Origin of the sequence: Pseudogemmobacter faecipullorum, assembly GCF_020539525.1 — a bacterium.
GTDB classification, from domain to species: Bacteria; Pseudomonadota; Alphaproteobacteria; order Rhodobacterales; family Rhodobacteraceae; genus Pseudogemmobacter; species Pseudogemmobacter faecipullorum.
The window spans coordinates 1-24,536 of the sequence record NZ_JACDXX010000031.1 but is presented as its reverse complement, the minus strand read 5'-3'; the positions used below and the strand labels follow the sequence as shown (position 1 = coordinate 24,536).

Below are 24,536 nucleotides of genomic sequence, written 5' to 3'. Positions count from 1 at the left end.
CGGGCAAGCGCCGCTATGTCGGCAGCTGGGGCTGGAATACCCGCTTTGTGACCATGGTGGTGGAATGCTCCTCGCTGCCTCAGGGGCTTTCCGGCGTCTGGGTCGGGGATGATCGTGGCGAATTCGCCCCCGGCATCAATGGCTACATCCGGGGCGCACAGGCCCCCCGCGACACAGGGGCGATCTGGGAAAATCCGGCAAATCCGGCAGGCTTCATCCAGATCGGCGCATCGATGAACAATCACATCGATGATACCGACAGCGGCCAGCGTCGCATGTGGCTGAAATGGGTGGATGGAACCCAGGCCGCCGCTGATCCCTTCCTGATGTGGGCCTTTGAATCGGATCCGGATTACCCGTGGACATCGGCAATGGTCGGCAAGGGCAAGGCCTATGCCATCATCACCTGCCAGTATGACCACGAGAGCATGCTGCAGTACCCGGAATTCCTGTTCGAGCTGGAGCCGCTGCCGCTTTACGATCCGCGCCTCGACAGCACCGCTGGCGGCCTCGGCGCGCATCGCTGGGGGCAGCGCTCGACCTATGCGCCGAGCGATAACCTTGCAGTGATGGCCTATAACGTCGCGCGCGGGATCTATTACGGCGATGAGTGGCTGTTCGGCGGCCAGAACCTCGACGCCTGGCGCCTGCCGTTTGACGAATGGGTCGCGGCTATGAACGCCTGTGATGAGCAGATCGAGCGGGCCGATGGCAGCTTTGAGCGCGCGTTCAGGGGCGGGGCTGAGATCTCGGTTGAGATGGAGCCGCTCGGCGTGATGGAAGAGCTGGGCCGGGCTGCGAATATGCGCTTTGCTGAGGTGGGTGGGCGTCTGAAGCCGATCTGCGGCTTGCCGGGAGCATCGGTCTTCTCGATCACCGATGAGGATATCATCATCACCGAAGGGCAGAGCTATCAGCCTTTCCTCGGCCTCTCTGCCACCTATAACGCTCTGACCGCGACCTATCCTGAGCCCGGCGAGAAATGGGCCAGCAAAGATGCGCCCGAATTTATCGACACCGTGGCCACCGCGGCTGATGATGCGCGGTATCTGCCGGTCGGGGTCAGCTATCCTGCCGCGCCTCATGCCAATCAGGTTCAGCGCCTGATGCGCGCGCAGATGCAGGATTACCGCCGCATGCGGGTGCACCAGCTTTCGCTGCCACCGGATGCCTATGGCCTCGAGCCATTGGTCGACATGATCAGCTGGACCAGCGCGCGCAACGGCTATGACGCAAAGCGCTTCCTGGTGATGAGCGTGGCCAAAATGCCCGGGATGAATGTCGCGGTCACGCTGCGCGAGGTCGACCCGGGCGATTACGACTGGCAGCCCGGTTTTGAGCTGCCCTATACCATCGTGCCGCCGGTCAATGTTCTGCCCTTCGTGCAGCGCATTGCCTCCTTCAGCGCGGCCGGCGCCGTGCTCGAGGACAGCAGCGGCCGGGGCCGAAAGGCTGCCATCGTGGTCGGCTGTGGCGGCGATGAGGCCGGGGTCACCCAGATCCGGATCCAGATCCTGAAAGGCGCTGAGGCGGTTTTCGATGTGAGCCGCCCTTATGGCGCGCCCTATAGCTGGACCATCAGCGATGTCACGCCCGACACGGCTTATACCGTGCGCGCCTGCCTGATCTCGGAGCTGACCGGCAAGACCGAATGGTCGCCTGATATTCTGGTCACCACCCCCTCGATCGAGATCACCGATGCGGATCTCGACCCGGCGCTGCGCGACTCGATCTCGGATCTGATCGGGTTCGGCGAGGCCCTGACCGGGCCGGATGGAATTGAGGCCACGCTGATCAGGGCGAAAAATGAGGCGCTTGCGGCAGAGGTGGGGGCCGCGACACATGCGGCGGTAGCTCTGGCCGCCCAGGGAGAGGTCGAGGCCGCAGTATCCGACGCAGAAGCTGCTGTGGAAGCTGCTCAGGCAAGTGCAGCAAGCGCTCTGGCATCACTTCAAAGCGCGCAGGCTGAAGCCGATGAGGCGGCTGCCGCAGCAATCAGTGCCGCCACAGCTGTGACCTCAGCTCAGACCGCCGCCGCCAGCTCTGCCTCAGCTCGCGATGCCTCTGTCGCCGCAAAGACTGCTGCAGAGACGGCCCGCACTCAGGCTCAGACTGCCGCCACCAACGCGGGCAACTCGGCCTCGGCTGCAGCTGGCTCCGCTACCACCGCTGGCACCAAAGCTACCGAAGCCGGTCAGTCTGCCTCGGCTGCAGCCGCGTCGGCTGTGACCGCCAACACCAAAGCCAACGAGGCTGGCCAGTCTGCCCAGGCTGCAGCTACCTCTGAAAGCTCGGCTGCTACTTTTGCGGGCGACGCTGAGGACAGTGCAACGGCTGCTGCATCATCGGCGGTTACGGCAAACACAAAAGCAGGCGAAGCTGCTGGTTCGGCCTCGGCTGCTGCGACCTCTGCGGCGACCGCCACCACTAAAGCCAACGAGGCAGGTCAGTCTGCGACCACCGCTCAGACTCAAGCCCAGACCGCCACGACGAAAGCTGGTGAGGCAAGCACCTCGGCCACGAATGCCGCGACCTCCGCGTCAAACGCCTCTGGCTCGGCAAACGCGGCCTCATCGAGCGCATCGACCAGCGCGACCGCCCTGAGCGATGTGCAGCGGGCTCTGGCGTCCACCACCGCAATCGTCAATGGCCGGGCGAGTGCTGCAACCCTGCCTTATTCCGGTGCAGTTACCGGCCTGCCTGATGATGTCGTGCCGTGGGCGGCAAATAACTATGCGTCTGACGCTGACGGTGTGCATCTCCTGCGCAGCTCGCCAGTCAATAGCGTCTCACATCTCCGGGCGCTGGTTCCCTGCAACAACGACGCGGTTTACCGGGTGACGGCGAAGGTGAAATCCAACGTCGCGATGTCGGTTGCGCTTCGCAATGCCTGGATCATGCAAGATGGTTCGGTACGGACCAACGGCAACTATGTGATCACCCCGCTCGCGGCGAACACGCTCACCACGCTTACCATGGTGTTTGGGCGGGTCGCAGGCGGTCTGGTGACTGTGGTCGGCGGCGATTACACCCACTGGAACCTCGCGTCCTTCTTCCGCTTCGGTGTCATCAATACGACCACCGGCACTGGTGCGATCCTTAAGCTCTACGACATCACTGTCGAAGACCTGACTGCAGCTGACCAGGCGGCGCGCCAGGCTGGCCTTGCTGCAGGATCGGCCTCGGCTGCGGCCACCTCCGCGAGTAACGCGGCTGCCTCCAGCACCACCGCCGGGCAGCAGGCATCTGCCGCTACCACGGCTAAGACTGCCGCTGAGACTGCAAAGGGTGCCGCTGAGGTAGCCCGTAATGAGGCTGTGATCGCGAAGAATGATGCCCAAGGGGCAGCGACCACCGCCACAACGCAGGCAGGCCTCGCGGCCACCTCCCGGGATGCAGCAGCTGGCTCTGCAACTGCGGCAGCGAGCAGTGCGTCCACCGCGACCACGAAGGCTACCGAAGCTGCAACCTCGGCCACCACCGCCAGCAATCAGGCTCAGACGGCGACCACGAAAGCTGGCGAAGCCTCGACCTCTGCCACCCAAGCTGCTCAGTCGAAGACTGATGCGGCTGGTTCGGCCAATGCTGCGGCAACCTCTGCCTCCACCTCGGCTACCGCGCTGAGCGAAGCTCAACGGGCTTTGGCATCGGGGAACGTCGTTGTGGCAGGCAAGGCCAGCACCGCAACGCTCCCTTATGGTCAGTTGGCTGTCGGCCTCCCTGATGCCTACTTCGTTCGCCCAGCCTCTGAATACGGTTCAGATGCTGATGGGGTCCACCTGAACAGGGACGCTGCGGGCAGCGGTAACGCCTGTCTTCTGCGTACGCTGGTGCCGTCAGAGGATGGCAAAGTGTACCGTCTTACGGCGCGCGTGAAGGCGACGGCGGCTTTCCCTGTCGCCATGTATATTGCCTGGCTGAAAGCAGATGGATCGCTGGTCACCGCCGGTACCTTCCAATCGCAGACCGTCGCTGCGGGCACTGTCACCACCATTTCCATGGTCTTCGGGCGCAACGCAGGCGGTCTGGTAGCACAAACTGCAGGAACTGCAGCCAACTGGACCGAAGCAGCTGGCCTCCGGCTCGGGGTCTCAAAGTCCGGTACTCATGCAGCCGGCACGTTGCTCAAAGTCTACGACATCCAAGTCGAAGACCTGACCGCAGCGGACCAGGCGGCACGTCAAGCCGGCCTTGCCGCTGGCTCGGCCACGGCTGCAGCCACCTCCGCGAGCAACGCGGCTGCCTCCAGCACCACCGCTGGCCAGCAAGCCACAGCCGCTACAAACGCTAAGACCGCCGCTGAAACCGCCCGGGGGCAGGCGCAGACCGCTGCGACCAATGCTGCGACCTCTGAAACCAACGCCGCTGGCTCGGCCAATTCGGCAGCATCCTCGGCCACCACCTCGGCCAGCTCGCGCGATGCGGCGGCGGGATCCGCCACGGCCGCTGCAGGATCGGCCAGCCTCGCCTCGACCAAAGCAACTGAGGCCGGAAACTCGGCGACCGCCGCCAATTCGGCAAAGACGGCTGCAGAAACCGCCCGGGGACAGGCTCAGGCTGCTGCGACCAGTGCTGCGACCTCGGAAACCAATGCTGCTGGCTCGGCAAACACGGCTTCGACCCACGCGACCGCAGCCGCAAAGAGCTTCCTGAATACCGTGATGGTCGAAGGAAACCCGAGCTTCGATGATGGCTTCGCGAGCTGGCGCGTCAATACCTCGATCCCGGGCACCGATCTCTCTGCGGCTCATGGTACGCTGGCCTCTGGCGTGTTTACCACTACTGCTGGCGCCCGCCGTGATGTCTGCCAGCGGAAGTTCCACCGGCTCGACCCTAATCGGAAGTACCGGGCACGCGGCCGCTTCAAGGTCACCGGAGGCACCGCGCAGATCTACATGGGCTGCCAGGCGGCAGATGGTAATGGGGCGATCACTGGAGGCAACGCAGGCCTCTATTATATCATCTCTGGCGGCGCTCAGTATCCCGCGAGCGAGGACTGGATTGAGCGCTCCTCGGTCGTGTTCACCCTTGCAAACCTCAAGGCATCGGTGACGAACAGCACTGCTGCCGAAGGCGTCTATCTGATCAGCCTGCTGAACTATGCAGCTGCTGCCGGTGTGCAGGTAGCTCTGGACGGCATCTGGCTCGAGGATGTGACCGAAAGCGAGGCCACAAGGGCTGACGCATCCGCCTCGGCCACCTCTGCCGCACTGGCATCGACCAAAGCCACCGAGGCGGGCACCTCGGCCACCGCAGCTCAGACCGCCCGGACGGGGGCTGAGACGGCCCGCTCCGGCGCTGAGGCTGCGCAGACAACGGCCACGACCGCAGCCAATACCGCCACCGGGGCGGCGGCAACGGCCACCTCGCAGGCGACCCTGGCCGCAAGTGCCCGCACGGGCGCCGAGACTGCCCGGACCGGGGCTGAGGCTGCTGGCGCGGCGGCGCAGGCCCATGCGAGCGCCGCGAATGGCGCGGCTCTTTCCGCATCGGACAGCGCCGCCAAATCGCTGACCTATGCGACCAATGCCGCGCGCCTGATGTCGGGCGGGGTTTCCAAAAACCCGATCTTCAACCTGTGGACGGGCACCTATCCGGATCATGTGGCCGTGACCCCTTATGCGGGCAACACGGTCACCAAAAACACGGCCAATGCCCGCTATCAGAATGCCCTGCAGGTGGTCTGCGGCGGCACGGCAGACGGTCCCCTGATCCGCATCGATCAGGCAGGCCAGGCGCTGGACTGCTCAAAATCACCGCGCGGTGTGAAGATCCGGATGGAGATCGAATTCCTGTCGGGCAACCTCGCGAACAGCGGGGCCCTGCTGCGCGCTATCTGGCTCGATTCCGGAACCCGGACGGAATACGTCAACCTCAAGGACTATATGACTGCCATCACCGGCGTTGTGCAGGTGGTCGAGGTCTATTTCGCCCGCCCGGCAGCAGCGGTTCCGGCCAGCGCCACCAACTTCATTCTGGATCTCTTCGCATCCTCGATGCTCGGCGGCACCCGCGCCGCCTGGCAGTTTCGGGTGCATCGCCTTGATTTTGAGGAGGTGCTGGCAAACAGCGAAACCGCGATCATCCAGCAGGCCATTGCTGATGTGACCGGGATCAAGGCGGCGGCGATCGGTCTGCGCGCGACCGCAGGCTCCGCAGGTGCTTATCTGGAGCTGGTGGCGCTCGATGATCCGAATGGCCCGGCATCCATGGCGCGGATTGCAGCTGATCTGCTCCTGCTCGAGGGCACGATCAGGGGTGATCACATGGAGCTGAAGTCCCTGAGGACTGAGCATCTGGATGTGCCATTCCTCAATGGGGAGCGGATCCGCGCAGAATTCCTCGATGTGGACAGCCTCCTGACCATCCAGACCGGAGCGGGGCTGCGTTACCAGAAAGCCACCGTGAACTCGGATGCTACCGATGGCCTGTACTTTGGCCACGATGGTGGTCGCTTTGGCTTCGCAGCATCGAGGACCAGCGCCAACAAGCGCCAATCTCTGAAGCTGTCGCAGACCACCGGGTTGCAGCTGCTTAATGCCCGCCATTTCGTGACGGGGGCATCGCTGCCTCAAACTGCCCAGCACACCGCTTCGCTGTCAAAGACTGCACTCCCGGCCGGGATCAAAGAGATCTCGCTCGAGGTGCAAGGGGCCGGTGGTGCTGGTGAGGGGCTTGAGGCCGTAGGGGCGGGCAGCACCACCACCACCCCGAGGCATATAGGCGGGAACGGCGGGGCCACCATCGTTCGCCTGTATGATGGTGCCACGCTGAAGCAGACCATCACAGCTGCAGGCGGGAATGGTGGGGGCGTCACAACGCCATCCCCGACCCAGCAAGAGGGCAAAGGCAAAGACTCGTCCTATGCTCCGGGCGGCGCAATGCAGACATCGGACAGGATTAGCGCATTGAGGGCGGGCTACCCCGGCTCTCGCGGGTCTGGGGCGAGTGGTGCTTTCCGCCACTATGTCATTCGCTCGGGTGGCAGCGAAGGCACCACGAGAGATTATTACGTCTATGGTCGCGGTGGGGCAGCGGGTCAGCTGGTCACCACTGAGGTGATCGACCTGTCTGGATATGCCGCGCCGTTCATCGAGATTGTGATCGGCAATGGGGGTGTCCCTGCTGCCCCGACAGAACTTGGCAAAGGTGGCCGGGGCGGTGCTGGCGAGGTCAACTACGTCTATTCGGTAACGATGAACCTCCCGGCTGATGTGGTGCCACTGGTTCCGACCGCGACTGGCGTTATCCAGAAGGTGGGTCTCAACGTGCCATTCCCGGATCTGGGTGCAGGACACTGGACGCTTTCGATTGATGGGGAAGCAAACATGGACGTTGGTCGGCTTCAGGTTGGGCCGGACGAGTTTGTATTTATTCGCACCGGAACATCGTCTTTTTATTCCTCGCAAACACCTGTCCGGGCCAGCGGTGGATGGAGCAACAACAAGACAATTCACTACACCTTCCGCAGCATGGGGAGCTGGGGCTGATGCTCGTTTTCTTTGACGCCGCCACCGGCGACATCACCCACACCATGCACCTGCAGGAGGGCTATCAGCCGCCTGCAGGCGACTTCATCGAGGTCGAGGATATCGACGTAGATCCGCTGCATTTCCATGTCGTGGATGGCTTCCTCGAGCAGAGGGAAGTGCCGACTGACGCACAGAGGGCAGCAGCGCAGGAGGCCATCCAGACGGTTCGGGGGGATCTGCGCCGCCGGTTCATCACCGATCTGCCCGGGCAGGATATGGTCTATCTGGAGAAGCGCAGCGAGGCTGTGGCATTTTTGTCTGACCCCGATCCTGCCCCCTTGCTGTTCCCGATGGTCTTCGCCGAAGTCGGGATCACTGCTGACACGCCTGACGGGGTGGCACAGGTCTGGCTGAACATGAGCGATATCTGGCGAAACGTTTCCACAGTGATCGAGGCCGCAACCCTCAGGGCATCGCGCCTTGTGGAAGAAGCGGCCACCACAGCCCAGCTCGATGCCGCGCTTGCGCAGATGCAGGCGGATCTGGTGGCGCTTGTCCCCGGCTGAGAGGGCCAGCTCAGTTGGCGCGGCGCCAGTCCCAGGGGGCTTCAAAATCGCTGGACCAGATGCCCCGGCCAGCTTTTGCAGCTTCCTTCTCGGCCTGATTGTACGCTTTTGAGTAACGGCGATAGGCCATTGCCCAGCCATTGCGAACCATCCAGTCGTTAATATTGGTCTTTTGAACGGAACAAACGGCCACAAGGCGCTTGTACCGATCAACATCCACAACATTGCAGCTGACTGATTTTCTGCCGATCAGCTCGCTGAGCGCATTGGCCGCGTCGGTCCCGCAGCGCCAGGCTTTGCCATTGCGGTAACAGCGCTGGCGCGATTCCGGGCTGTCGATCCCATGCAGGCGGATGCGCTTGCCGTGGATCTCGATCGTATCTCCATCAATCACAGAGGCTGTGCCGGTGATGCTGTCTCTCGCAGCTGAGGGCAGGACCGACAAAAGGGAAAAGGCGAGGGCGGTAGTGATAATTTTGATCATGCGGCCCCGGCTAGACCGAAAACACCAATAAGCCAACACCCGCCTCGAGCGGGCTTTCTAATGCGCTGGAGGCGCGACAAGTGACAGATTTCCCGCCGCCCGATCCGGGCCTGATTGAAACGCTGCACCGCCTGATCGGCGGGGCAGGAACTGCCTTGATCGCCGCTATCGCTGGCCGGGCCTCCTATCATGCAAGCGAGGTGAGGGCGAAGCGCCGCCCGATCCTGTCCTGGGATCTGATCTGGGAAATCCCGACAGCGGTGGGGATGGCCATCGCCGGGGATGCCCTCGGCACCTATCTCGAGTTTTCGCGCGAGGTCACTGTCGGGGTGATCGCGGTCCTGTCTTACCTTGGGCCGCGCGGCACCGGAGCAATCCTTGAACGCTGGGCTGCCCGCAAGGCCTGACCTGCCCCGCATCAGCATCCAATCTTTATCGGCCCCGCGATCAAGCGGGCAAGTTCATAGGAGGTGGCATGACGCCAGATCTCGGCAATCCGCATGTGTTGCGGATCGACAGGCTCGCCAAATCGGCGGGCCTTTCCATTTCAGAGCGGGCCTATGTGCTGGCCACGGCCTATCATGAAACCGGCAATTTCCGCTGGCTGCGCGAGATCTGGGGCCCGACCCCGGCTCAGACGCGCTATGAGGGCCGCGCAGACCTCGGGAACACGGTTGCCGGTGATGGTCGGCGCTTCATGGGGCGCGGCTATGTGCAGATCACAGGCAGGCGCAACTATACCGACTGGGGCAAGCGCCTCGGCCTCGATCTGCTCAACCGGCCTGATCTGGCAGAAGAGCCGGATATTGCGGCGCAGATCCTCGTGGAAGGGATGCGCCTTGGCACTTTCACAGGCAAGAGCCTGGCTGATTACACAAACAACAATGGCGTGGTGCATTACCAATCTGCCCGCCGGATCGTGAATGGCACCGATCGGGCTGAGCTGATCGCGGGCTATGCCCGCGCCTATGAGGCTGCAATCCGTGCGGCAGAGCCGGTCAGGGCAGGCTGGCTCGCGGCCCTCATTCAATCCCTCGGAAACCTATTCAGGAGCAAAAGATGAACTGGACCCTCGTTCGCGGGCTGACCTATGTCGCCCTGCTGCTGGCCTCGCTGCTGGCCTTCCTCGGCCTGGCCGAGTTCAACCCGACCACCGGCATGCTGAAGATCCATCCATTCAACGCATATGGCGCTGCTGCAGCGCTGTCTGGCGTGATTTCCTCGGCCCTCGCCACGCTGGCGCTGATCCGCGACTGGGGGCGGAAATGAGCGGCCTCACGGCGTGGCTGATCGGCCAGGGCTGGCTGTGGATCACAGGATCCGCCGCCGCACTGGCTGCGGGCCTCAGCCTTTATGCAAAGGGCAGGGCTCACAGCTCTGCCCGGGCTGCCGCCGAAAAGGCGGACGCAGAAATCTCAACCCGCAGGAGGATGGATAATGCGGATGCTGAAATTTATGGTGCTGATCCTGATGCTGCCCGCAGGCTCATGCGTGGGCGGGATGCCGGTCGGCGGTGATGCGCTTTGTGACGGCACGCGCCTGGCGCGCGCCGATCATGCCGCTGCGCTGGCGGCCGAGGGATCTGACCGGGTGGTGATCACCGGCGCCCGGCTGGTCCAGCTGATCGATGCAGGGTGCGCCGCATAGGTTGGTCACATCGTGGTGGCTGGTCGTGAATTTATGGAGGCGCTTCTGGGACCGCTAGCGAAATGCCAGAATCTCGCGTTTATTCGTCTTCAGCAAAGGCTGATTTCGTCGCATTTTTGTCAAGTGCGCCCGCCGATCGGGCTAAAGCGAGCATAGCGATGCCCTGTGCTCAGTATTGGAAACGAATAACTTGTCACTGCGAACCGAAGCAGGTGTAGCCAACAGAAATATAGTGAGATTTTCAGGGGCGATGTTCGGAACTTACTGGTTCACGTAGTGCCCGAAAAGCATGAATGATCTTAAAGTTCTCGGCGAATTCTGGAACACTCAAAAATAAGGCCGTGGCATGTAGTTTCTATATTGTGCAATCTTAATGGGTCTGCCTTCCGACCAGATACACGATAATCTCCACCAGTAATGGAGTCATCGAAACTGTTCAGTGCAGTTTCTGCTTTAGCTGCCAGCTCACGGTGCGAGCAGAAAGTCGAGTATACAAGCTTACCGAGGTAGAATAATTTTCCTGTCATAGCTGCTTCAGCTTGATGGCGGGTATCTTCGTCGCCGTCGATTGACCAGTATGCGCAGGCAATAGTTCTCAATTCACTGGCAAGACTGGTTATTTCTTGTAGATCGCGGTCAATCCAAGCGTTTGCTCGATCATCTTTCTTCGCTGATTTGTTAGCAAAGTAATCTATAAGCTTGATGATCAAGCCACCGCCTGCGCCACTAAGGACACCCTGTAGAATGGAGAAATCAGCCAAAGCAGCGCCCGCTAGTGAGTCGATAGCCTCTCTGCGCGATCTAAGTGATCGTATATGAGCTGTGGAAACCTTTTGAAGCTAGGTTCTTTCACAATGAACGAGAAAGTTTCTCTAATCTTATCTGCACGATACCCTAGTCTCACTAGGCCACCAAACGCTTCTTCTAAGAAGGAAGAGGGAAGGCCAGGAACCCCGTCCAGTTCGATCTCAGCCCGACCACCGGACGTGAGCACAGGCAGTAGAAATTTGTTACGGAAGTCCGTAGCGTTCCCTGGACCATCCTCTACATAGCGCCCGCCTGGCGCGTCGTGGAAGTCACGTCCAACATGAATGTGGGTCAAGTGAAATTTCTCGTTCATGTGAGTGAGACCGGCAGTTTCCACTCGACGAGGGTCCCGCCGATGTGTTGATCATGCTCCGTTAGCACAGTTCTTCCGTCAGGGTAATACATGACTTCACCCTTTCCGCTGAGTATACGCAGTTCACCCGCTTGCAGTTCCTCGATCGGTGCAACTATGTCCGACAATCCTTGTCCGTGACCGCCAGATCGTGACGTCCGAGAGACCTCCAGTGCCGCACTTATCATAGTGGCATGCTCCTTAAAGAGTGGTGAAGCCGCAGGTGCAATCCGGGAGAGGAACGTCACGATATGTTCCCAATTTTTCCATCTCGGTAATGTTTCTGCGATCCCAACACCTTGATCGTACACTAGAAATCTCAACTCGTTCTCCGGCACGGACCAACGGGCGGTTGCCCACCAACGCCGACGGATAGGTGGATACTTGAAGGCGTACGTGTCAGGATAGGCGTGTAGCACGGAGTTGTAGGCTGCTTCAAACATGGCTTCATAAATATAAGGACTTTGCCCAAGAGCCTTGGCAACCCACTGCAGGTGCTCAGAAATGGCGGCCACCGTGCGCCCGTCTGCTGTATCGCAACTCACTAATTTTAGAACAGTAACGTCATCGAAAACGTCAGGTTCTGCCTCTAGGAAGGGCGTCATGCGAAGAAGCTCAAATAACCCAAGCTGACAGAGCGTGTTTCTCACCCCTGCAGCCCAACTGTGAGTAAGTGGCCTCAGCTTCACGCCCTTCATAACCTGCCAGCGATCAAACTCCGCAGCCAGAACCAAGGCAGCATCTATTGAGATATGTTCGATTCGGGCCATATCAACGGTGACCCGCCTACGTCTTTCCCTTCGGCCCTCGGCAAGCGCGGCTCGCTTCAGTCTTATGAGGAACGAAACAGTTGCATCGTAGTTGTCTGCAAAATCGCAAACGGACGGTGCTTCAATTATGATTGTTCGAAGCTTCCCCCCGGATGGCGGAAGCCCCGCTTTCATTTCAGCTGCACGCCGGAGTTTGGCGCGCCAACGCTGGCGGCATAACTTGTCTGCATGACGTAATAAAGTTTTTGAAATACGCTTCATCTGAAAAGGTGGCGTTAATTTTTAAAAATTGGCAAGCGTCTATGGGAATGATTTTATCGTTAAGCTTTTGGGGGCTTGCCAGCCGACTGGCGGGCAGTTCCTTCGGAGTATGTATTTAATTCGATGCTGAGGGAAGGGAAAGAGCCGGCCCTTAGCAGGAACCTTCCTACCACAGCTAGATCAGCTTTACAGTTTAAGGCTCCGCCAACACGATCGTAGATCGGCGCCATTAGCAAGACCGCTGCATTCGACCCCGATACGCAGATCATCACCCGGACCGGCAAGCAATGGTCGAACACCTATCCGGTCGCCGAGTTCGAGCACTGGCTCGCGTTCTACCAGCGCATGAGGGATGAGCACCCGAAGGCAGGCAACAATTATGATGGCTGGATCGAGGCGCTGGAGAAACTGCAGGCCGAAATAGGGCGGTCCTAGATCGGCTCGATCAGCAGCGGTCCTTCATCATTGATCCCGAACGCGTGCACCGGGTGATGCATGACGCGAGCCCCGGCGCCAATGCTCAGATCTTCTGACCCGGCCAGCCAAGCTTCGCGCTCATCGCTGTTTAGGATCACGGGCATGCGGTCGTGAACCGGCTCGACGCTGTCATTCGCGGCCCGGGTCATGATCGTGCAGGTCATCAGGTCGCGCCAGATCGAGGAGAGCCCGGCGAACCACAGGGTTTCCTCATTGCCAGCGCCCTGGAAGAAGTGCGGTTGCTTCGGGGATTTCTCACCAGTCCATTCATAATAGCCGCCGACCGGGATCAGGATCCGGCCGCGCCTCCAGGCATCGCGGAAGGAGGGCTTGTCGCGCGCCTCTTCAATGCGGGCGTTGATCGTGGCGGCCTTCCACTCCTTCAGCTCGCCCCGATGCCACGAGGGGATCAGACCCCAGCGGGCGAGGGCGGGCTGGCCGTCGATCAGGGCATAGACATCCTGGGTCGGTTTTACATTGAAGCGGCGCGGGAATGGATTGACCTTTGTCTGGGTCATATCCAGTCCGGCGCTGCGCAGGTTTGGGTCGACAAATCGTCCGCACATAATCATCCCCGTGTCAAAGCCAGAGTAGCAGAACTTCTGGACGTGGCCCCCTGAGATATCACCGCCGTAAACTTCAACTGGGGGCGGCGGTATTGGCATTTCAGCCTCTTTCAAAAAAACCAGGATGGGGCTGGTTGAGCCCTAACGAGATGGTCCCGGCGCCAAAGCGCGCATTGATGAAGTCTGCGGCCTTTGAGGCGCGCTCGGCCCGGCTCAGCTCGCCCGGGCGCAGGGGCCGCAGGAGATCGCCGCTGCGATTGGTGAGCATCTCAACCTCGGTGAGGTTTACCCCGATCATAGCCAGTTTCATGTGCCGGATCTTCGGCCAAGCCGCGCGCCAGAGACCGCGGTTGATCCGCATGAAGGTGAGCGTGTCCTGTGACGGCGCGCATTTGATCGCTCCGGCAATGCTGGCAGCGCCCATCGGCGAGAGATGCAGCGTGAACCGGGCCGCGGTCCGGCCATCCCGACGCAGCCGGGCTGTGGCTTTCTCAATCAGCCAGCGTGAGACCATATAGGCCTCCTGTGGCCGGCGAAACGCTGGGGCCAGCACCTTGCTGTTGCCATAGCCGCCGCGCTGGGTGTCGATGAGGGGGATATGCTCCCCCTGCAGCGACCGTACAAACCTCTCTCCCTCGACGCTGCGCCAGATCGCGCGGGCGTGGCGTGGATCGAGCTGGCACAGCCGGGTCATGGTCGTGATCCCGGCCGCTTCCAGCCTGGCCCGCATATTGCGCGAGATCCCGGGCAGATCATCGAGAGCCAGATGCGCGATCCGATCCGGCATATTCTCCGGGCCGAGCCACTGGCAGCCATCCGGCTTCTCCAGCTTGCCCGCAATTTTGGCGAGTAGGTGATTTGGGCCAATCCCGGCCGAGAAGCGCAGGCAGGCTCCGACCTCGGCCGCCACAGCTGCTTTCAGGCTGGTGACCAGATCACGCGCGCCGGGCAGGGTGGTGGCCTCTCCTGAGAGGCCGAGCTGAAACTCATCGACCGAGCGGATCCGCTCCAGCTCCGCGAAGCGATCCAGAACCGCTGCCACGCGCAAGTTATAGCGAACATAGAGGCGGTGCCGGCTAGGCAGGAACACAATGCCCGGGCAGAGGCGGCGGGCATCGGGAACGCTGGTGCCGGTCTTTATCCCAAACGCTTTCGCTTCATAGCTGGCCGCGACACAGCAGCCCTTTTCATTCTCCATCGCCGTAATTGCGACGGGCCTGCCTCGAATCGTGGGATCGAGCTGCTGCTCGACCGATGCGAAGAAGCTGTTCATGTCGAGGTATAGTGTGCGGAACGGCCCCATGACCAAGACCTCGTAGCTGGAATTGGCCACCCATATGTTCTATATTTGTTCCTATTGGCAAGGGGGCAATGATGGACAGAAAAGCGCAGCTGCGGAACGTTGCCTTTGGCGGTGCTTGGTCTGAGCAGATCGCCGGTAACGAGGCATTGTCATTGTCGCTTGAGGCCCTGCGCGCGGCCTGCGACAGGACGGCCGATGAAGATCTGAGAGATGATCTCGATCTGCATTATGCCCTTGGTATCGTGTCACGAACCCATCCCAAGGGAGGTGATCTAGAGAGGGCCTGGGGGCGGGCGTTGTCTCTTCCCGAGGCTCTGGATCGGGCGCGTGAGTTTCATCGCATTGTCGGGCTGTTTGAGGCAGGCGTGGCGGCGCGTATCGGGAAAAGCTGAAAGCAAAGGAAGTCATTGCGGGTGGGCTGAAATACTTGGTGCCCGTTCTCTGCTGAATGACGGGTACTTTTTCAATCCTCCCCGCCTGCCCCACAGTTAAGTCGCAAAGGGTTGTAATCGTTCGCAATATTCTAAGCATATTGCTGGCCGCATTCAGGTCAGGTCGACGCTTGCCGTGTGATGGCTGCTTCGCCCTGCCCCGCCTGCGGCTGTTCCTATAGATCATTAGATAAGGCAGAATTTTTATATAAGGATTATCAATTACTTATATACCGGGGGTAGACTCTCTAGGATTGGCTACCCCTAGCCAGCAGCTTGCTGGCTACCCTGGCCCTATTTTTCGCAGATTTTGGCTGACCATAGCCAATTCGTTGTTGATTGTTGCCGCCGTTTTGGTGAAAATCGCCAAAATATTGACTAGGGTCAGCCAGAATATGAGTACTTTGCCGGAAAAGGCCCCTTATGGGTCATGGGTTCAGACAGAGCGGGCGGCGCATGAGGCGTGGGCAGCGCTGGTTGCAAAGGCCCCAAAGGCTGCTCAGCTGATGCACTTGCTCACCGCCCGTATAGGCGAGAATAATGCGGTGGTCATCTCTCATAAGACCCTCGCCCAGTTGATGAAGGTTAAATCCCTCACGACTGTGAAGACCGCGCTGGCAGTGCTTCATGATGAGCGCTGGATCGAGATCCGCCAGATTGGAGATCGAGGGACGGTAAATGCTTATGTGCTGAATGATCGGGTTGCGTGGACCGGTCCGCGTGATGGCATCCGTTACAGCTTGTTTAGCGCCACGGTTATTGTCTCCGCTGATGAGCAGCCGGACCGAGAGAGCCTTGGTCAGCAGGCCGCGTTGCGCAGCGTGCCTGGCCTTCTTCCGGGGGAGCGTCAATTGCCATCCGGCGCTGGACTGCCGCCCCCGTCTGAGCCCGCCTTGCCCGGTATGGAGCCGGATTTGCCTGCGCGTTTCATCGGAGGTGACGATGGTTGAGGTAACTCTATGGCCACCGTTGCAGATGGATCGCATCGAATGTCGAGCTTATCCGGCGGCTTAGATGATGTCGCCGCGCAATCATAACCGGATTTCTCTGTTGACCGGATAATCTGAATAATCCGATATACAAAGAAACCGGATAAATAAATAAATCCGGTAAGTGAAACAACCCGGTAAAAAGGAATACCCGGTATGCCAACTGTTGTGATTGCAAGCCCCAAGGGTGGCGCGGGGAAGTCGACCACGGCTGTCATTCTCGGCACTGAGTTCGCGCATGCCGGGGCAGAAGTCACCATGATGGACTGCGACCCAAATGGCTCGCTGACCCTCTGGTCGGACAGGGGCCAACTCCCCGAACGCATCTCGGTGCTGTCTGGCGTCAAAGAGGCCGAGATCATCAAGGCGATCAAGGCTCATGATCAGGATGGCCGGATTGTCGTCGTGGATCTGGAGGGCGTGGCATCGCGCCTGGTCTCCCGTGCGATCTCTCAGGCCGATCTGGTGATCATCCCGATGCGGGCCACTACGCTCGATGCCACGATCGGGGTGCGCGCTCTGGAACTGATTGCCGAGGAGGCCGAGGCGCTGGACAGGGAAATCCCGCATGCGGTCGTCTTCACCATGACGCGCGCAATCCAGTCGAAACAGCACAAAGGAATCGTCACGAGCCTTAAGGGGCAGGGCGTGGATGTGATCGAGCCTGAGCTGATGGAGCGCGCCGCGTTCTCAGCACTCTTTGAGTTCGGCGGTGATCTGTACTCGATGCCGGAGCAGGGAAAGGCCGATAAGGCAATCGAGAACGCCCAGGGCTTTGCGCAGGCGGTGTTCCAGCGGCTCACGGGAGGGCACGGCAATGAGTGAGGGCAAGCCTTTCCAGATCTCTCTGGGTGGCCTGAAATCGAAGCCCAAGGATACCCCAGCGGCCAAGATGGCGCGGATTGAAGCTGTCAGTGAGGATCTGGGCTTTATCGCCCGGGAGGCTCCTGCCAAGCGTGGCAGGAAGCCATCGCCGCGCACCGGGCAGGTTCATGCCAAAGTCTTCCCTGATGTGGCTGCAGAGATCGCTGAGGAGGCGCGGCGGCGAGGGGTGCAGCAGGGAGTTCTGATCGAGGAAGCCTGGGCGTTGTATAAAGATAAATCCGGTATTTAAAATTATCCGGTAATCAAGGAGCGGCTGAGGGTGGCAGGTTTTGCTTTTGGATTATACGCCGGGATTGTGGGAACTCTTTTTCTTGCGCTCTGGATGGCCGGGGCAGATTTAGTCGAAGCAGTTACCCCTGCGGCGACACTCGGGGCAGCCATAGCGGCTGCTTGCAGCGCATGGATTTCAAGCAAGGCAGCTCGACATAGTGAAGCTGTCTCGCTTGAGAGTGAGCGAAGCAATCTCCTCCAGCAGATCACCACGGCATCACTAGCTGCAGAGAGAAAGAGTCAAAGGGCAGGGCGGTTGTACCAGAAGACTGTACCCTTCGCCTACCATCTGTTTCCCGGCAATGCATTGGAAGAACATATCAGTTACTATCAAGGCCTCGAGAATGATGTTGATGCATACCGATTTTTGAGCGTGAAAATGGCAGACACGCGAAATGATGTCCTCAGTGCCCATGATGCGCATACGATGGGGCTTGCCAGGCGAGAGTTTACTTCAAAAATCGCTAGTATCTTAACGGTGGATAGCCTCCATGAAAATCGACGTAGAAATGCGGTACAGCATCAGGTGATCCCCAAGATGAACGTGGAGGAAGATCTCGATCCCCTCAAAGTTATTATTTAGATCGATAATGCAACCTTACCGGACATTTTGTCCGGCGCTGAGGATGCGGCGCTTAGAATAGGGAAGGGGGCGCATAAGCGCCCCCTTTTGCTTTTTCAGACCTGCCAGAAGCCGGTCAGACCTTCACGGCCACCGCGGCCCGGATCACCAGAGTGAGCAGGGCGAGGGGGAAGGACAGGGGAGCCCTATCAGGCCACTCATCACCGCATGACCTGCATCTGAAACTTATGTTTTATTTACTTGCGCGACTCACCAGATGAGCGCAGCTTTGCACGCTCAGGGAGAAACGAGTTATCGCGTGCGGGGCTGCTGGCCCTGTCCCCAACTCCGCCAGTATCCCGTGTGATGACCGAAACTCCTGGCTCGCCCGTAATACTGGGGGGCGACGGGCGAGCTCCCGGAGTGTGCAAATTCACTTTGTCAGTCATGCGAAAAGCTCCATCTGCACTGGCGCGACAGCGTAGGCTGCGCGAGACGCTGCCGCGAAGGTCGTGGCCGCTGGGGTACCATGGGCTTGGATCATGCGCATTTCCTCGCAGTTGCGGCGTAGCGGTATGGGTTCGTTCCGACCCTGCTAACTGTGCCGCCCTCAATGAGGCGCAGGATGGCCTCACGGCTTTTGTCCAGCTTCAGTGCGCAAGCGTCGCTGATTTCTCGGGTTGTGGCCCCTTGGCCCGGGGCCTCGATGAGGAACGCGGTGACTGTGGCACAGACCTCCTCCATGCGCTTTATGGCCCGCTGCATGGTGGTGTTTTCTGATCCCATTGGCGTCGCCCCGGGTCGGAGCTTTTGGCGCCTTTGCTCGTCAGTCACATCCTCGATCATGTCGCGCGCGATCAGATCCTGATGTTCAGAGGCCTCATCGGGATAGAGAAAGGGTGACAGCCTCAGGGTGCCCAGATCGATGCGGGGCTGCTGGCTTGTGGGTACCGGCATCAGTTCATGCCCCTTTCGCCATGTTCATCCATTCCGAGAAGGCATCTGGCCGGGTCGTTGTGCATGAGCGCCATGCGGGCAACCTCCCCGATCGGAATGCCTGCCTTCAGGCTGGCTATCACTGCCGCCAAAATCAGAACCTGCATCGCGGTCGCCGGGTCATCCCAGCAAGCCTCAATAGTCTCCTCGGCGATGGCCAGGCTGCCCTTGCAGCGGTGGGGGATGGTGAATTCAGCCATTGGCAATCTCCAGCAGGGTCTGGGCGTGGCAGGGGCCGTCTGGTGCGCACCAGCAGGCGAATGAAAAGCCGCGCAGCTCGGCCAGCAGATCCAGAACGGTTGCCCGGGTCTCGGCCAGGGCATCGAGGCAGCGCAGGGTCTCGGGTTCGCTGAGGCCTGCGGGAAGATAGGCATTGCCGTTGCGCAGCCAGTCAGCGTGCAGCCCGATGGTTTCATCGGTGGTCAGGGCATGATCCATCTGGCGCGGGGCATCCCATGTCATGCGACCGCGCAGCGCGCCGGCTGGCAGGCGCAGCAGACCCGGCAGGCCAGATTTCCAGGGGTTGCCAAAAACTGTTGAGCGGTCGCACTTCACGGTGCGGGTCGGCATGCGCCAGCCCCTGGCGCGCGACAGCTGAATGCGGGATCCGGGAGGCGCTTGCATCATTCAATCCCCCGGGTGACTGGCGCGCGCGGGCGCTCGACCATGCCGGTGATCGTCAGGCGGGCCTGCTCCTCGGGCACGCCGATATCCTTTGCGAACTCGACCAGTCGCTTGACCTCGCCCGGGGGGAAGAAGTCGAAGGCCGATGATGCCAGCGTGGCAGCAACAGCATTGCGAAAGCGAATTTCGGGGGAAATGGGCATGAATTTTTCCTGATCTCTTTCTGGAAAAGGTTCTCGACCGGCGGGCCGGGCGGGAGAGTTTCAGCAGGGAGGGATAAGAGCGGATCACCCGCCGCTCTCTTCGGGAGAAAGGCCCGGCGACGATCTGTCAGGATGCCGCCGGGAAGGTGGCGCGGCGAAGGGCATTCCGCGCGCGCGGGATAACTGGTTATTCCATGCCGAGGGCATTCATGTAGACCTCGAGGATCGCATCCTCCTCCTGACGCGCGTCGGGGTCTTTCTTGCGAAGGGTGACGATCCTGCGGATGGCTTTCGTGTCAAAGCCACGGCCCTTCGCCTCGGCGTAGACCTCTTTGATCTGCTCGGAGATGTCTTTTTTCTCGGCTTCAAATTGTTCAATGCGCTCGAGGAACTGGCGCAGCGCTTCCCCCACCTGATTGAAGGCTGCATCGGAGACCTTCTTATCGGCCTCCGTCTCTTTCATCGGGGTGCGTTTGGGCTTTTGCGCTGATTTCTTCAGCTCTTTGTTCAGAGACTTCACTGCATCAAGGCTGGTCTCGACCCTTTCGCCGCCCGCCTCGATCGTCATTCGCACGCTGCCATCCATGATCGAGCCTTTCAGCAGTAGCCCGGCGGCAATGCCGGGCCTGTGAGGTTGAGAAGGGTGATCAGGACGGCTCGGCCGACGCAGGCTGCCAGCAGCGCCGCGCCGAAAACGAGAGCAATCACGGTCAGCCCCTCGAGCTGGTGGACCAGGCGCCGCCGGCGCATGAATTTTCCAAGCTGCTCAGGATAAGGTTGGCGAGGGGTCATCAATGCCCCCCCTTGGAAAGCTGGCTGACTGCCACTCCGCGCAGATCAGGCGAGAGCAGGGCGTGAAGCTGGGCAATCGGTGTCTCGCTCAGATCAGGGTGGATCTCTGCGAGGGCGCGGATCCGAGGCCCGGCGCCGCCTCCTATTGCCAGCTGCAGGCGCATATGGCCGCCGTGCATGATGGTCCCGGGCCGGGCTTCCGCAAGGTTCGGCATCCAGCGGCCATCTGCCGACACGGTTTCATAATACCAGCGGGGGCTCATACTGCGCCCCTGTGATCGATGTTCCGCCCTGCCAGCCCGGCGATGAAAACGCCTTTGGGGACGGTGATCACGCTGCGGTCACAGGTGATCTGGGTGGATTTCAGGACATGGCGGGCGATGCGCTCATTCAGTGCGCGGCGCTCGGCGGAATGAGAGAGGTCGGGCTGCGTCAGCATTTGCCGGGCAAGCTCGATCTGGGCGGGGCGATAGCTGGACACGGGAAGGCCTCCATCGGGTTGCGATGGCGCAGATTATTCGCAAAGGGCGAACATTTGGTCAAGCATGCAAATCGCTATTTGCGAATAAATCTGCTAAAGGGAAATCGTAATAGCTTGAACGTGCCTCCAAGTGGTAGAACGTAATGAGAACGTCCGAGGGAACGATGAGAATCACGGATCAATTTGAAGCCGAACTACTGGCCGCCCTGCTGAGGGGCGATCAGATCTGCCGAAGCCGACTAATAGCGGCGGTCAGTGCGCTTCAAGATCATCAGACAGGCCGAGCGCGTGCCGGATCACGGCTTTGCGGTCTGCCTGGCTTAAAGACTGCATCGTGCGAAGATGCACCAAGAGCTCACTATCTATCGAGGAGTCTTCAATAAGCTCAAAAGTAGGGACGCCAAAGACCTCAGCAAACTTCTGCAGGCGCTGGCTGTTGGCAGCCTTTTTCCCACTCTCAATTTCACTGTAGTAGCTTTTGCTTATGCCGGTACGGCTAGCGACCTCATCCTGAGTCCAGCCCCGAAGTTCCCGCAATTGGCGTAATTTAAGCTTCATAGCTTTTGATACTCTCGAGCTACTGCGATTGCACATCGCAAATGGCGAACATCAAGCTTGACGAAATATTCGCTATTTGCGATCAAGCAAAAATGGAACATCTTGCAACCTATCTGAACAAACATCGGCTCGCGCAGCGTTCGTTTGCTGAGCGTGTGGGCTGCTCCCCTAGCTTCCTTTCGGATCTGCTCGCGGGAAGACGGGTGCCGGGGCTTTCTTTGGCCGTTCGAATGGAGCGAGCCACTGGTGGCGAGGTTAAGGCAGTTCACTGGGTTCCGGACGTTGAAGCACCATGACCGCTTTGGCGCTTAAAGGTGGCCAGCTAGCCCCCATTCAGTTGTCTCCTCGCAGGAGCGGCCCAGTGAAGCAGGCCGCTCCCAATTTCCTTTCCTCTCACACCCCGGTTGAACGCCTTTCCTGCGCTCAACATGGGAAAGGACCCACTCAAATGTCATGGTCAAAAGTTATTGATCCGCGCTCTTTCCGGGCGCGCTTCGCTGGTTTCTGGGCGGATTTCCTTCACGAAAACTATCGCAACCCTGAGGAGGTCGCGGTCACCTTTGGCGTCCGGTACCAGACCGCGCTGAACTGGTGGCAGGGCGTCAACCGTCCCTCGGGCGATGTGGTAGCCCTGGCCGGCCGGCCCTTCCAGGACTTTCTGGAGGGGCGGGGATGATCTTCATTCTGTGGGCAATTCGCGTGGGCGTGAGCGGAGTGATCATCGCGCTGTCTGGCATTGCCTTCATGCCGAGGGAGGCAGCCTGCAGGCTGATCCCGCTGCAAAAATTTTTGACCAATCAGATTGAGCGCAGGAGGGCCGGATTGTGACCCGAAAAGGTAGCGAGAAAGACACATCAGGACGAGCAGTCATCGCAAGGGCCACTGACGGAGTAGGGGGCGGGATTGCCAGCAGCCCCGCACGCGATAACTCGTTACTCCCTGAGTATGTGACGCTGCGCTCATCTGGTGAGTCGCGCAACCCCGGTAAATGTGATGGTCAAGTCGTACTTTTGACTGATGAAACACTCCTCCGGGAATGCCACAGCCCTTATATGCCCGCAGCAGCACCGATCGCGGACCTGATTAGCCGGGCGGCTATGGAATCCCAGCTCAATGCCGTTGAAGCCCAAATGAAGGGGGCTGCTGAGAAAGGCGACACCGGTGGCGCTGCCGCCCTCGGTATGGCCTCGGTGGGCATTTCCGCAGCCCGCGCCGCGCTCCGTGCCCTCCCTGCCGCCCTGGAGGCGGGGGAGGAGTGGAATGGATACAGTGCAATATCGGTAGGCGGCGAAACCTACGTGCACATTTCAGCCGTCGAAGGCACCATTGACGCATTCCGGGCCATGTCGGCCCGCATTGCCGAGCTTGAGGCCGAGCGCCCGACGCTGATCGCGGCGGCGCCTGACTGGACGGAGGCCGCTCGCCATATGCTCGAAACCTTCGATGTCTGGTTCAGAGGTGACGCACGGGATCAGAGCGAGGCTGCACATCGCCTCATTCTCGCCGGATCGTTCGCCGCGCAGGCATTCGAGGATCTAGCGGCCTGCGGAGCAACAGCAGACGGCGCTCCGGTCGGAATGATGCGCACGTTCCTGCTTGCACTGATTGATCCGGCCTTGCCAGAACTTGACCCGCTTCGCGCACGTAACCGCACCCCCGCCGACGCCCTCTCACAGCCAGCAGAGGGCGGGGAAGGGGGTGCGGTGTGAAGCGCTTTTCAGACTGCATAATCGGGGCATTCTTTCTCGCCCTTGCCTGGATGCAGGTCGACACATGGCGGCAAGCCCGGGAAACAAACGAATTCATGCGCCGCGTTCAAGAGGCCATTGCCGAGTCAGCTGCACAAGCCGGGGAGGGCTGAGGGATGGTGAGCCTCGCAATCGATCGCCCGGACCGCAGCCATGGCGACAGCACCAATCGCGGCAAGCCCATGTCCCGGGCCGAGCTCGCCCGACTGTGGACCGGCAACACTCTCTCTGCTGCCGAGATTGGCAAGACGCTTGGAATTTCGGGGGCCGCAGTGGGTTGGCGGGCAAAGGCTCTTGGCCTGCCAGCCCGCGCCACTGGCCCGAAGCACGGTTTTGACCCGGAGAGTGAGCTGTTCCAGCGCATGTGGCGCGCCAATGTGCGCCCCAGCGAGATGGGCCGTTTTTTCGGTGTCAGAGAGCAGGCCATCAATTGGAACGCGCGCAAGCTCGGCATGACCAGAGACTGCAATAGGCATAATTCCATCGGCCTCGCTGAATTCGCGGCGGTCGAGCTGGCCGCGCGCATGGCGCAGGCGGCGGCAACAGAGCGGGCGCAAGCGCCCCGGAGGCTGAAATCATGAAACAGGAACTGCGGCTGATCAGTTCAGATGATGGCATCGAGACATATCCTATTTCACGCGATGAACGCCTCGATGCGCACTCGTTCCTGAAGTGGATGCATCATCGCTGGATGTCGTCGCGCACCTACAAGCTCGCGTCATGGGAAGTCCAGGGTATGGCCCGGGCGCTGTTTGACATGGCGCAGTCTGAAAGCCCGGTCGGCACCCTGCCTGATGATGACGCGGAGCTGGCGGTCATGTTGCGCGTCAGTGAAAGCCGCGTGGCTGAGCTGCGAAGGCTCGAATTCGGCCCCCTGCGGGGGTGGGTGCGGTGCAGATGCGGCGATGAGATCCGGCTCATGCACAAGGTCGTCCTCGAGCAGGTTCAGGACGCTCTGGATCGCCGGGATACGCGCGCTTTGTCGGCCGAGGGCAAGGCCGAGTATCAGCGGCTTAAGCGCCTGCGGGAGGCGCTGAAGGGTCTCGGTGTCAGCGATGACGTGGTGGCTGATGATGTCCTGATGGCGCGGATGGATGACTGGCTCAAAGAGAACCGCAAGGGCCGGCGCAACCCGGCCGCCTATGAGGCGGTCATGGTGCACGCTGCGCGGGAGCGGTGGTTCATCCGGTAACTGTTCCAGAACTGTTCCGAAGTGTTCCGGAACAGAACGGCACAGTTCCGAACTGTGGGGAACAGTTCCGCACAGAGAAGAGAAGAAGAGAGAAGAGAAG

Annotated in this window: 32 protein-coding genes; 17 read left to right on the top strand and 15 right to left on the bottom strand. The window is 60.4% G+C overall.

Annotated elements, in window-relative coordinates:
- Positions 1–47: 47 nt before the first annotated feature.
- Positions 48–7,490: a phage tail protein gene (locus H0485_RS19655; RefSeq protein ID WP_226937609.1), complete on the top strand. Its 7,443-nt coding sequence runs from the start codon at positions 48–50 to the stop codon at positions 7,488–7,490.
- Positions 7,490–8,038 (top strand): hypothetical protein, encoded by a 549-nt coding sequence (locus H0485_RS19650; protein ID WP_226937608.1) that lies wholly within the window; start codon positions 7,490–7,492, stop codon positions 8,036–8,038. Before H0485_RS19655 ends, H0485_RS19650 begins: the two co-directional genes overlap by 1 nt.
- Before the next feature lie 10 nt (positions 8,039–8,048).
- On the opposite strand, the gene H0485_RS19645 is transcribed toward H0485_RS19650, so the two are convergent.
- Positions 8,049–8,522, bottom strand: a complete 474-nt coding sequence (locus tag H0485_RS19645; protein ID WP_226937607.1) for a thermonuclease family protein — start codon at positions 8,520–8,522, stop codon at positions 8,049–8,051.
- Positions 8,523–8,602: 80 nt separating this feature from the next.
- Here H0485_RS19645 and H0485_RS19640 point away from each other — a divergent pair, with 80 nt between their 5' ends.
- The 4 genes from H0485_RS19640 to H0485_RS19625 all read left to right on the top strand — a co-directional run bounded on the left by H0485_RS19640 (position 8,603) and on the right by H0485_RS19625 (position 10,169).
- Positions 8,603–8,929: a phage holin family protein gene (locus tag H0485_RS19640; RefSeq protein WP_226937606.1), complete on the top strand. Its 327-nt coding sequence runs from the start codon at positions 8,603–8,605 to the stop codon at positions 8,927–8,929.
- Between the two features lie 68 nt (positions 8,930–8,997).
- Positions 8,998–9,585: a glycoside hydrolase family 19 protein gene (locus H0485_RS19635; protein WP_226937605.1), complete on the top strand. Its 588-nt coding sequence runs from the start codon at positions 8,998–9,000 to the stop codon at positions 9,583–9,585.
- Positions 9,582–9,791 (top strand): hypothetical protein, encoded by a 210-nt coding sequence (locus H0485_RS19630; protein WP_226937604.1) that lies wholly within the window; start codon positions 9,582–9,584, stop codon positions 9,789–9,791. The genes H0485_RS19635 and H0485_RS19630 overlap by 4 nt, the downstream gene beginning before the upstream one ends.
- A 168-nt stretch (positions 9,792–9,959) precedes the next feature.
- Positions 9,960–10,169, top strand: a complete 210-nt coding sequence (locus tag H0485_RS19625; RefSeq protein ID WP_226937603.1) for a hypothetical protein — start codon at positions 9,960–9,962, stop codon at positions 10,167–10,169.
- A gap of 299 nt (positions 10,170–10,468) precedes the next feature.
- Here H0485_RS19625 and H0485_RS19620 read toward each other — a convergent pair whose 3' ends face one another.
- From H0485_RS19620 to H0485_RS19600, 5 genes are all read right to left on the bottom strand, one after another.
- The gene (locus H0485_RS19620) at positions 10,469–10,930 is read right to left on the bottom strand and encodes a hypothetical protein (RefSeq protein WP_226937602.1); all 462 of its coding nucleotides are present in this window, start codon (positions 10,928–10,930) and stop codon (positions 10,469–10,471) included.
- Between the two features lie 11 nt (positions 10,931–10,941).
- Positions 10,942–11,289: an STAS-like domain-containing protein gene (locus tag H0485_RS21940; RefSeq protein ID WP_226937601.1), complete on the bottom strand. Its 348-nt coding sequence runs from the start codon at positions 11,287–11,289 to the stop codon at positions 10,942–10,944.
- Positions 11,286–12,359: a hypothetical protein gene (locus tag H0485_RS19610; RefSeq protein WP_226937600.1), complete on the bottom strand. Its 1,074-nt coding sequence runs from the start codon at positions 12,357–12,359 to the stop codon at positions 11,286–11,288. Before H0485_RS19610 ends, H0485_RS21940 begins: the two co-directional genes overlap by 4 nt.
- Positions 12,360–12,790: 431 nt before the next feature.
- Positions 12,791–13,402 carry an SOS response-associated peptidase gene (locus H0485_RS19605; RefSeq protein WP_226937599.1) on the bottom strand — a complete coding sequence of 204 codons (612 nt, stop codon included), beginning with the start codon at positions 13,400–13,402 and terminating at the stop codon, positions 12,791–12,793.
- A gap of 100 nt (positions 13,403–13,502) precedes the next feature.
- Complete coding sequence (locus tag H0485_RS19600) at positions 13,503–14,735, bottom strand: DNA polymerase Y family protein (RefSeq protein ID WP_226937598.1); 1,233 nt, start codon at positions 14,733–14,735, stop codon at positions 13,503–13,505.
- Positions 14,736–14,773: 38 nt separating this feature from the next.
- Between H0485_RS19600 and H0485_RS19595 the strand changes: the two genes are divergently transcribed.
- The 5 genes from H0485_RS19595 (at position 14,774) to H0485_RS19575 (ending at position 17,863) form a co-directional block, all read left to right on the top strand.
- The gene (locus H0485_RS19595; RefSeq protein ID WP_226937597.1) at positions 14,774–15,097 is read left to right on the top strand and encodes a hypothetical protein; all 324 of its coding nucleotides are present in this window, start codon (positions 14,774–14,776) and stop codon (positions 15,095–15,097) included.
- Between the two features lie 293 nt (positions 15,098–15,390).
- Positions 15,391–16,086 carry a helix-turn-helix domain-containing protein gene (locus H0485_RS19590; protein WP_226937596.1) on the top strand — a complete coding sequence of 232 codons (696 nt, stop codon included), beginning with the start codon at positions 15,391–15,393 and terminating at the stop codon, positions 16,084–16,086.
- Between the two features lie 195 nt (positions 16,087–16,281).
- Complete coding sequence (locus H0485_RS19585; protein WP_226937595.1) at positions 16,282–16,950, top strand: ParA family protein; 669 nt, start codon at positions 16,282–16,284, stop codon at positions 16,948–16,950.
- On the top strand, positions 16,943–17,239 hold the full coding sequence (locus H0485_RS19580) for a chromosome partitioning protein ParB (protein ID WP_226937594.1): 297 nt from the start codon (positions 16,943–16,945) through the stop codon (positions 17,237–17,239). Before H0485_RS19585 ends, H0485_RS19580 begins: the two co-directional genes overlap by 8 nt.
- Before the next feature lie 30 nt (positions 17,240–17,269).
- Positions 17,270–17,863 carry a hypothetical protein gene (locus H0485_RS19575; protein WP_226937593.1) on the top strand — a complete coding sequence of 198 codons (594 nt, stop codon included), beginning with the start codon at positions 17,270–17,272 and terminating at the stop codon, positions 17,861–17,863.
- Positions 17,864–18,382: 519 nt separating this feature from the next.
- Here the strand turns inward: H0485_RS19575 and H0485_RS19570 are convergent.
- The 9 genes from H0485_RS19570 to H0485_RS19530 all read right to left on the bottom strand — a co-directional run bounded on the left by H0485_RS19570 (position 18,383) and on the right by H0485_RS19530 (position 21,496).
- Positions 18,383–18,799, bottom strand: a complete 417-nt coding sequence (locus tag H0485_RS19570) for a hypothetical protein (protein ID WP_226937592.1) — start codon at positions 18,797–18,799, stop codon at positions 18,383–18,385.
- Entirely contained in the window at positions 18,799–19,038 is a 240-nt protein-coding gene (locus tag H0485_RS19565; protein ID WP_226937591.1) for a hypothetical protein, read from the bottom strand. The genes H0485_RS19570 and H0485_RS19565 overlap by 1 nt, the downstream gene beginning before the upstream one ends.
- Positions 19,031–19,408 (bottom strand): DUF4326 domain-containing protein, encoded by a 378-nt coding sequence (locus H0485_RS19560; RefSeq protein WP_494338144.1) that lies wholly within the window; start codon positions 19,406–19,408, stop codon positions 19,031–19,033. The genes H0485_RS19565 and H0485_RS19560 overlap by 8 nt, the downstream gene beginning before the upstream one ends.
- Before the next feature lie 53 nt (positions 19,409–19,461).
- Positions 19,462–19,665, bottom strand: coding sequence for a hypothetical protein (locus tag H0485_RS19555; protein ID WP_226937590.1), 204 nt, complete (start codon positions 19,663–19,665; stop codon positions 19,462–19,464).
- A gap of 187 nt (positions 19,666–19,852) precedes the next feature.
- Positions 19,853–20,233 carry a DUF2312 domain-containing protein gene (locus tag H0485_RS19550; protein ID WP_226937610.1) on the bottom strand — a complete coding sequence of 127 codons (381 nt, stop codon included), beginning with the start codon at positions 20,231–20,233 and terminating at the stop codon, positions 19,853–19,855.
- A 29-nt stretch (positions 20,234–20,262) separates the two neighbouring features.
- Complete coding sequence (locus H0485_RS19545) at positions 20,263–20,460, bottom strand: hypothetical protein (protein WP_226937589.1); 198 nt, start codon at positions 20,458–20,460, stop codon at positions 20,263–20,265.
- A complete protein-coding gene (locus tag H0485_RS19540; protein ID WP_226937588.1) occupies positions 20,457–20,720 on the bottom strand; it encodes a hypothetical protein in 264 nt (87 codons plus the stop codon). The genes H0485_RS19545 and H0485_RS19540 overlap by 4 nt, the downstream gene beginning before the upstream one ends.
- Positions 20,717–20,938, bottom strand: coding sequence for a hypothetical protein (locus H0485_RS19535; protein WP_226937587.1), 222 nt, complete (start codon positions 20,936–20,938; stop codon positions 20,717–20,719). The genes H0485_RS19540 and H0485_RS19535 overlap by 4 nt, the downstream gene beginning before the upstream one ends.
- A gap of 252 nt (positions 20,939–21,190) precedes the next feature.
- Positions 21,191–21,496: a helix-turn-helix domain-containing protein gene (locus tag H0485_RS19530; RefSeq protein WP_226937586.1), complete on the bottom strand. Its 306-nt coding sequence runs from the start codon at positions 21,494–21,496 to the stop codon at positions 21,191–21,193.
- A gap of 41 nt (positions 21,497–21,537) precedes the next feature.
- Between H0485_RS19530 and H0485_RS19525 the strand changes: the two genes are divergently transcribed.
- The 6 genes from H0485_RS19525 (at position 21,538) to H0485_RS19500 (ending at position 24,436) form a co-directional block, all read left to right on the top strand.
- Entirely contained in the window at positions 21,538–21,792 is a 255-nt protein-coding gene (locus H0485_RS19525; RefSeq protein WP_226937585.1) for a helix-turn-helix domain-containing protein, read from the top strand.
- Positions 21,793–21,944: 152 nt separating this feature from the next.
- Positions 21,945–22,172: a hypothetical protein gene (locus H0485_RS19520; protein ID WP_226937584.1), complete on the top strand. Its 228-nt coding sequence runs from the start codon at positions 21,945–21,947 to the stop codon at positions 22,170–22,172.
- The gene (locus H0485_RS19515; RefSeq protein ID WP_226935418.1) at positions 22,169–22,324 is read left to right on the top strand and encodes a hypothetical protein; all 156 of its coding nucleotides are present in this window, start codon (positions 22,169–22,171) and stop codon (positions 22,322–22,324) included. Before H0485_RS19520 ends, H0485_RS19515 begins: the two co-directional genes overlap by 4 nt.
- Positions 22,325–22,593: 269 nt before the next feature.
- Positions 22,594–23,205: a hypothetical protein gene (locus H0485_RS19510; RefSeq protein ID WP_226937583.1), complete on the top strand. Its 612-nt coding sequence runs from the start codon at positions 22,594–22,596 to the stop codon at positions 23,203–23,205.
- A gap of 155 nt (positions 23,206–23,360) precedes the next feature.
- Complete coding sequence (locus H0485_RS19505) at positions 23,361–23,825, top strand: winged helix-turn-helix domain-containing protein (RefSeq protein ID WP_226937582.1); 465 nt, start codon at positions 23,361–23,363, stop codon at positions 23,823–23,825.
- Positions 23,822–24,436, top strand: a complete 615-nt coding sequence (locus H0485_RS19500; protein WP_226937581.1) for a hypothetical protein — start codon at positions 23,822–23,824, stop codon at positions 24,434–24,436. Before H0485_RS19505 ends, H0485_RS19500 begins: the two co-directional genes overlap by 4 nt.
- The last annotated feature ends 100 nt before the right edge of the window (positions 24,437–24,536 follow it).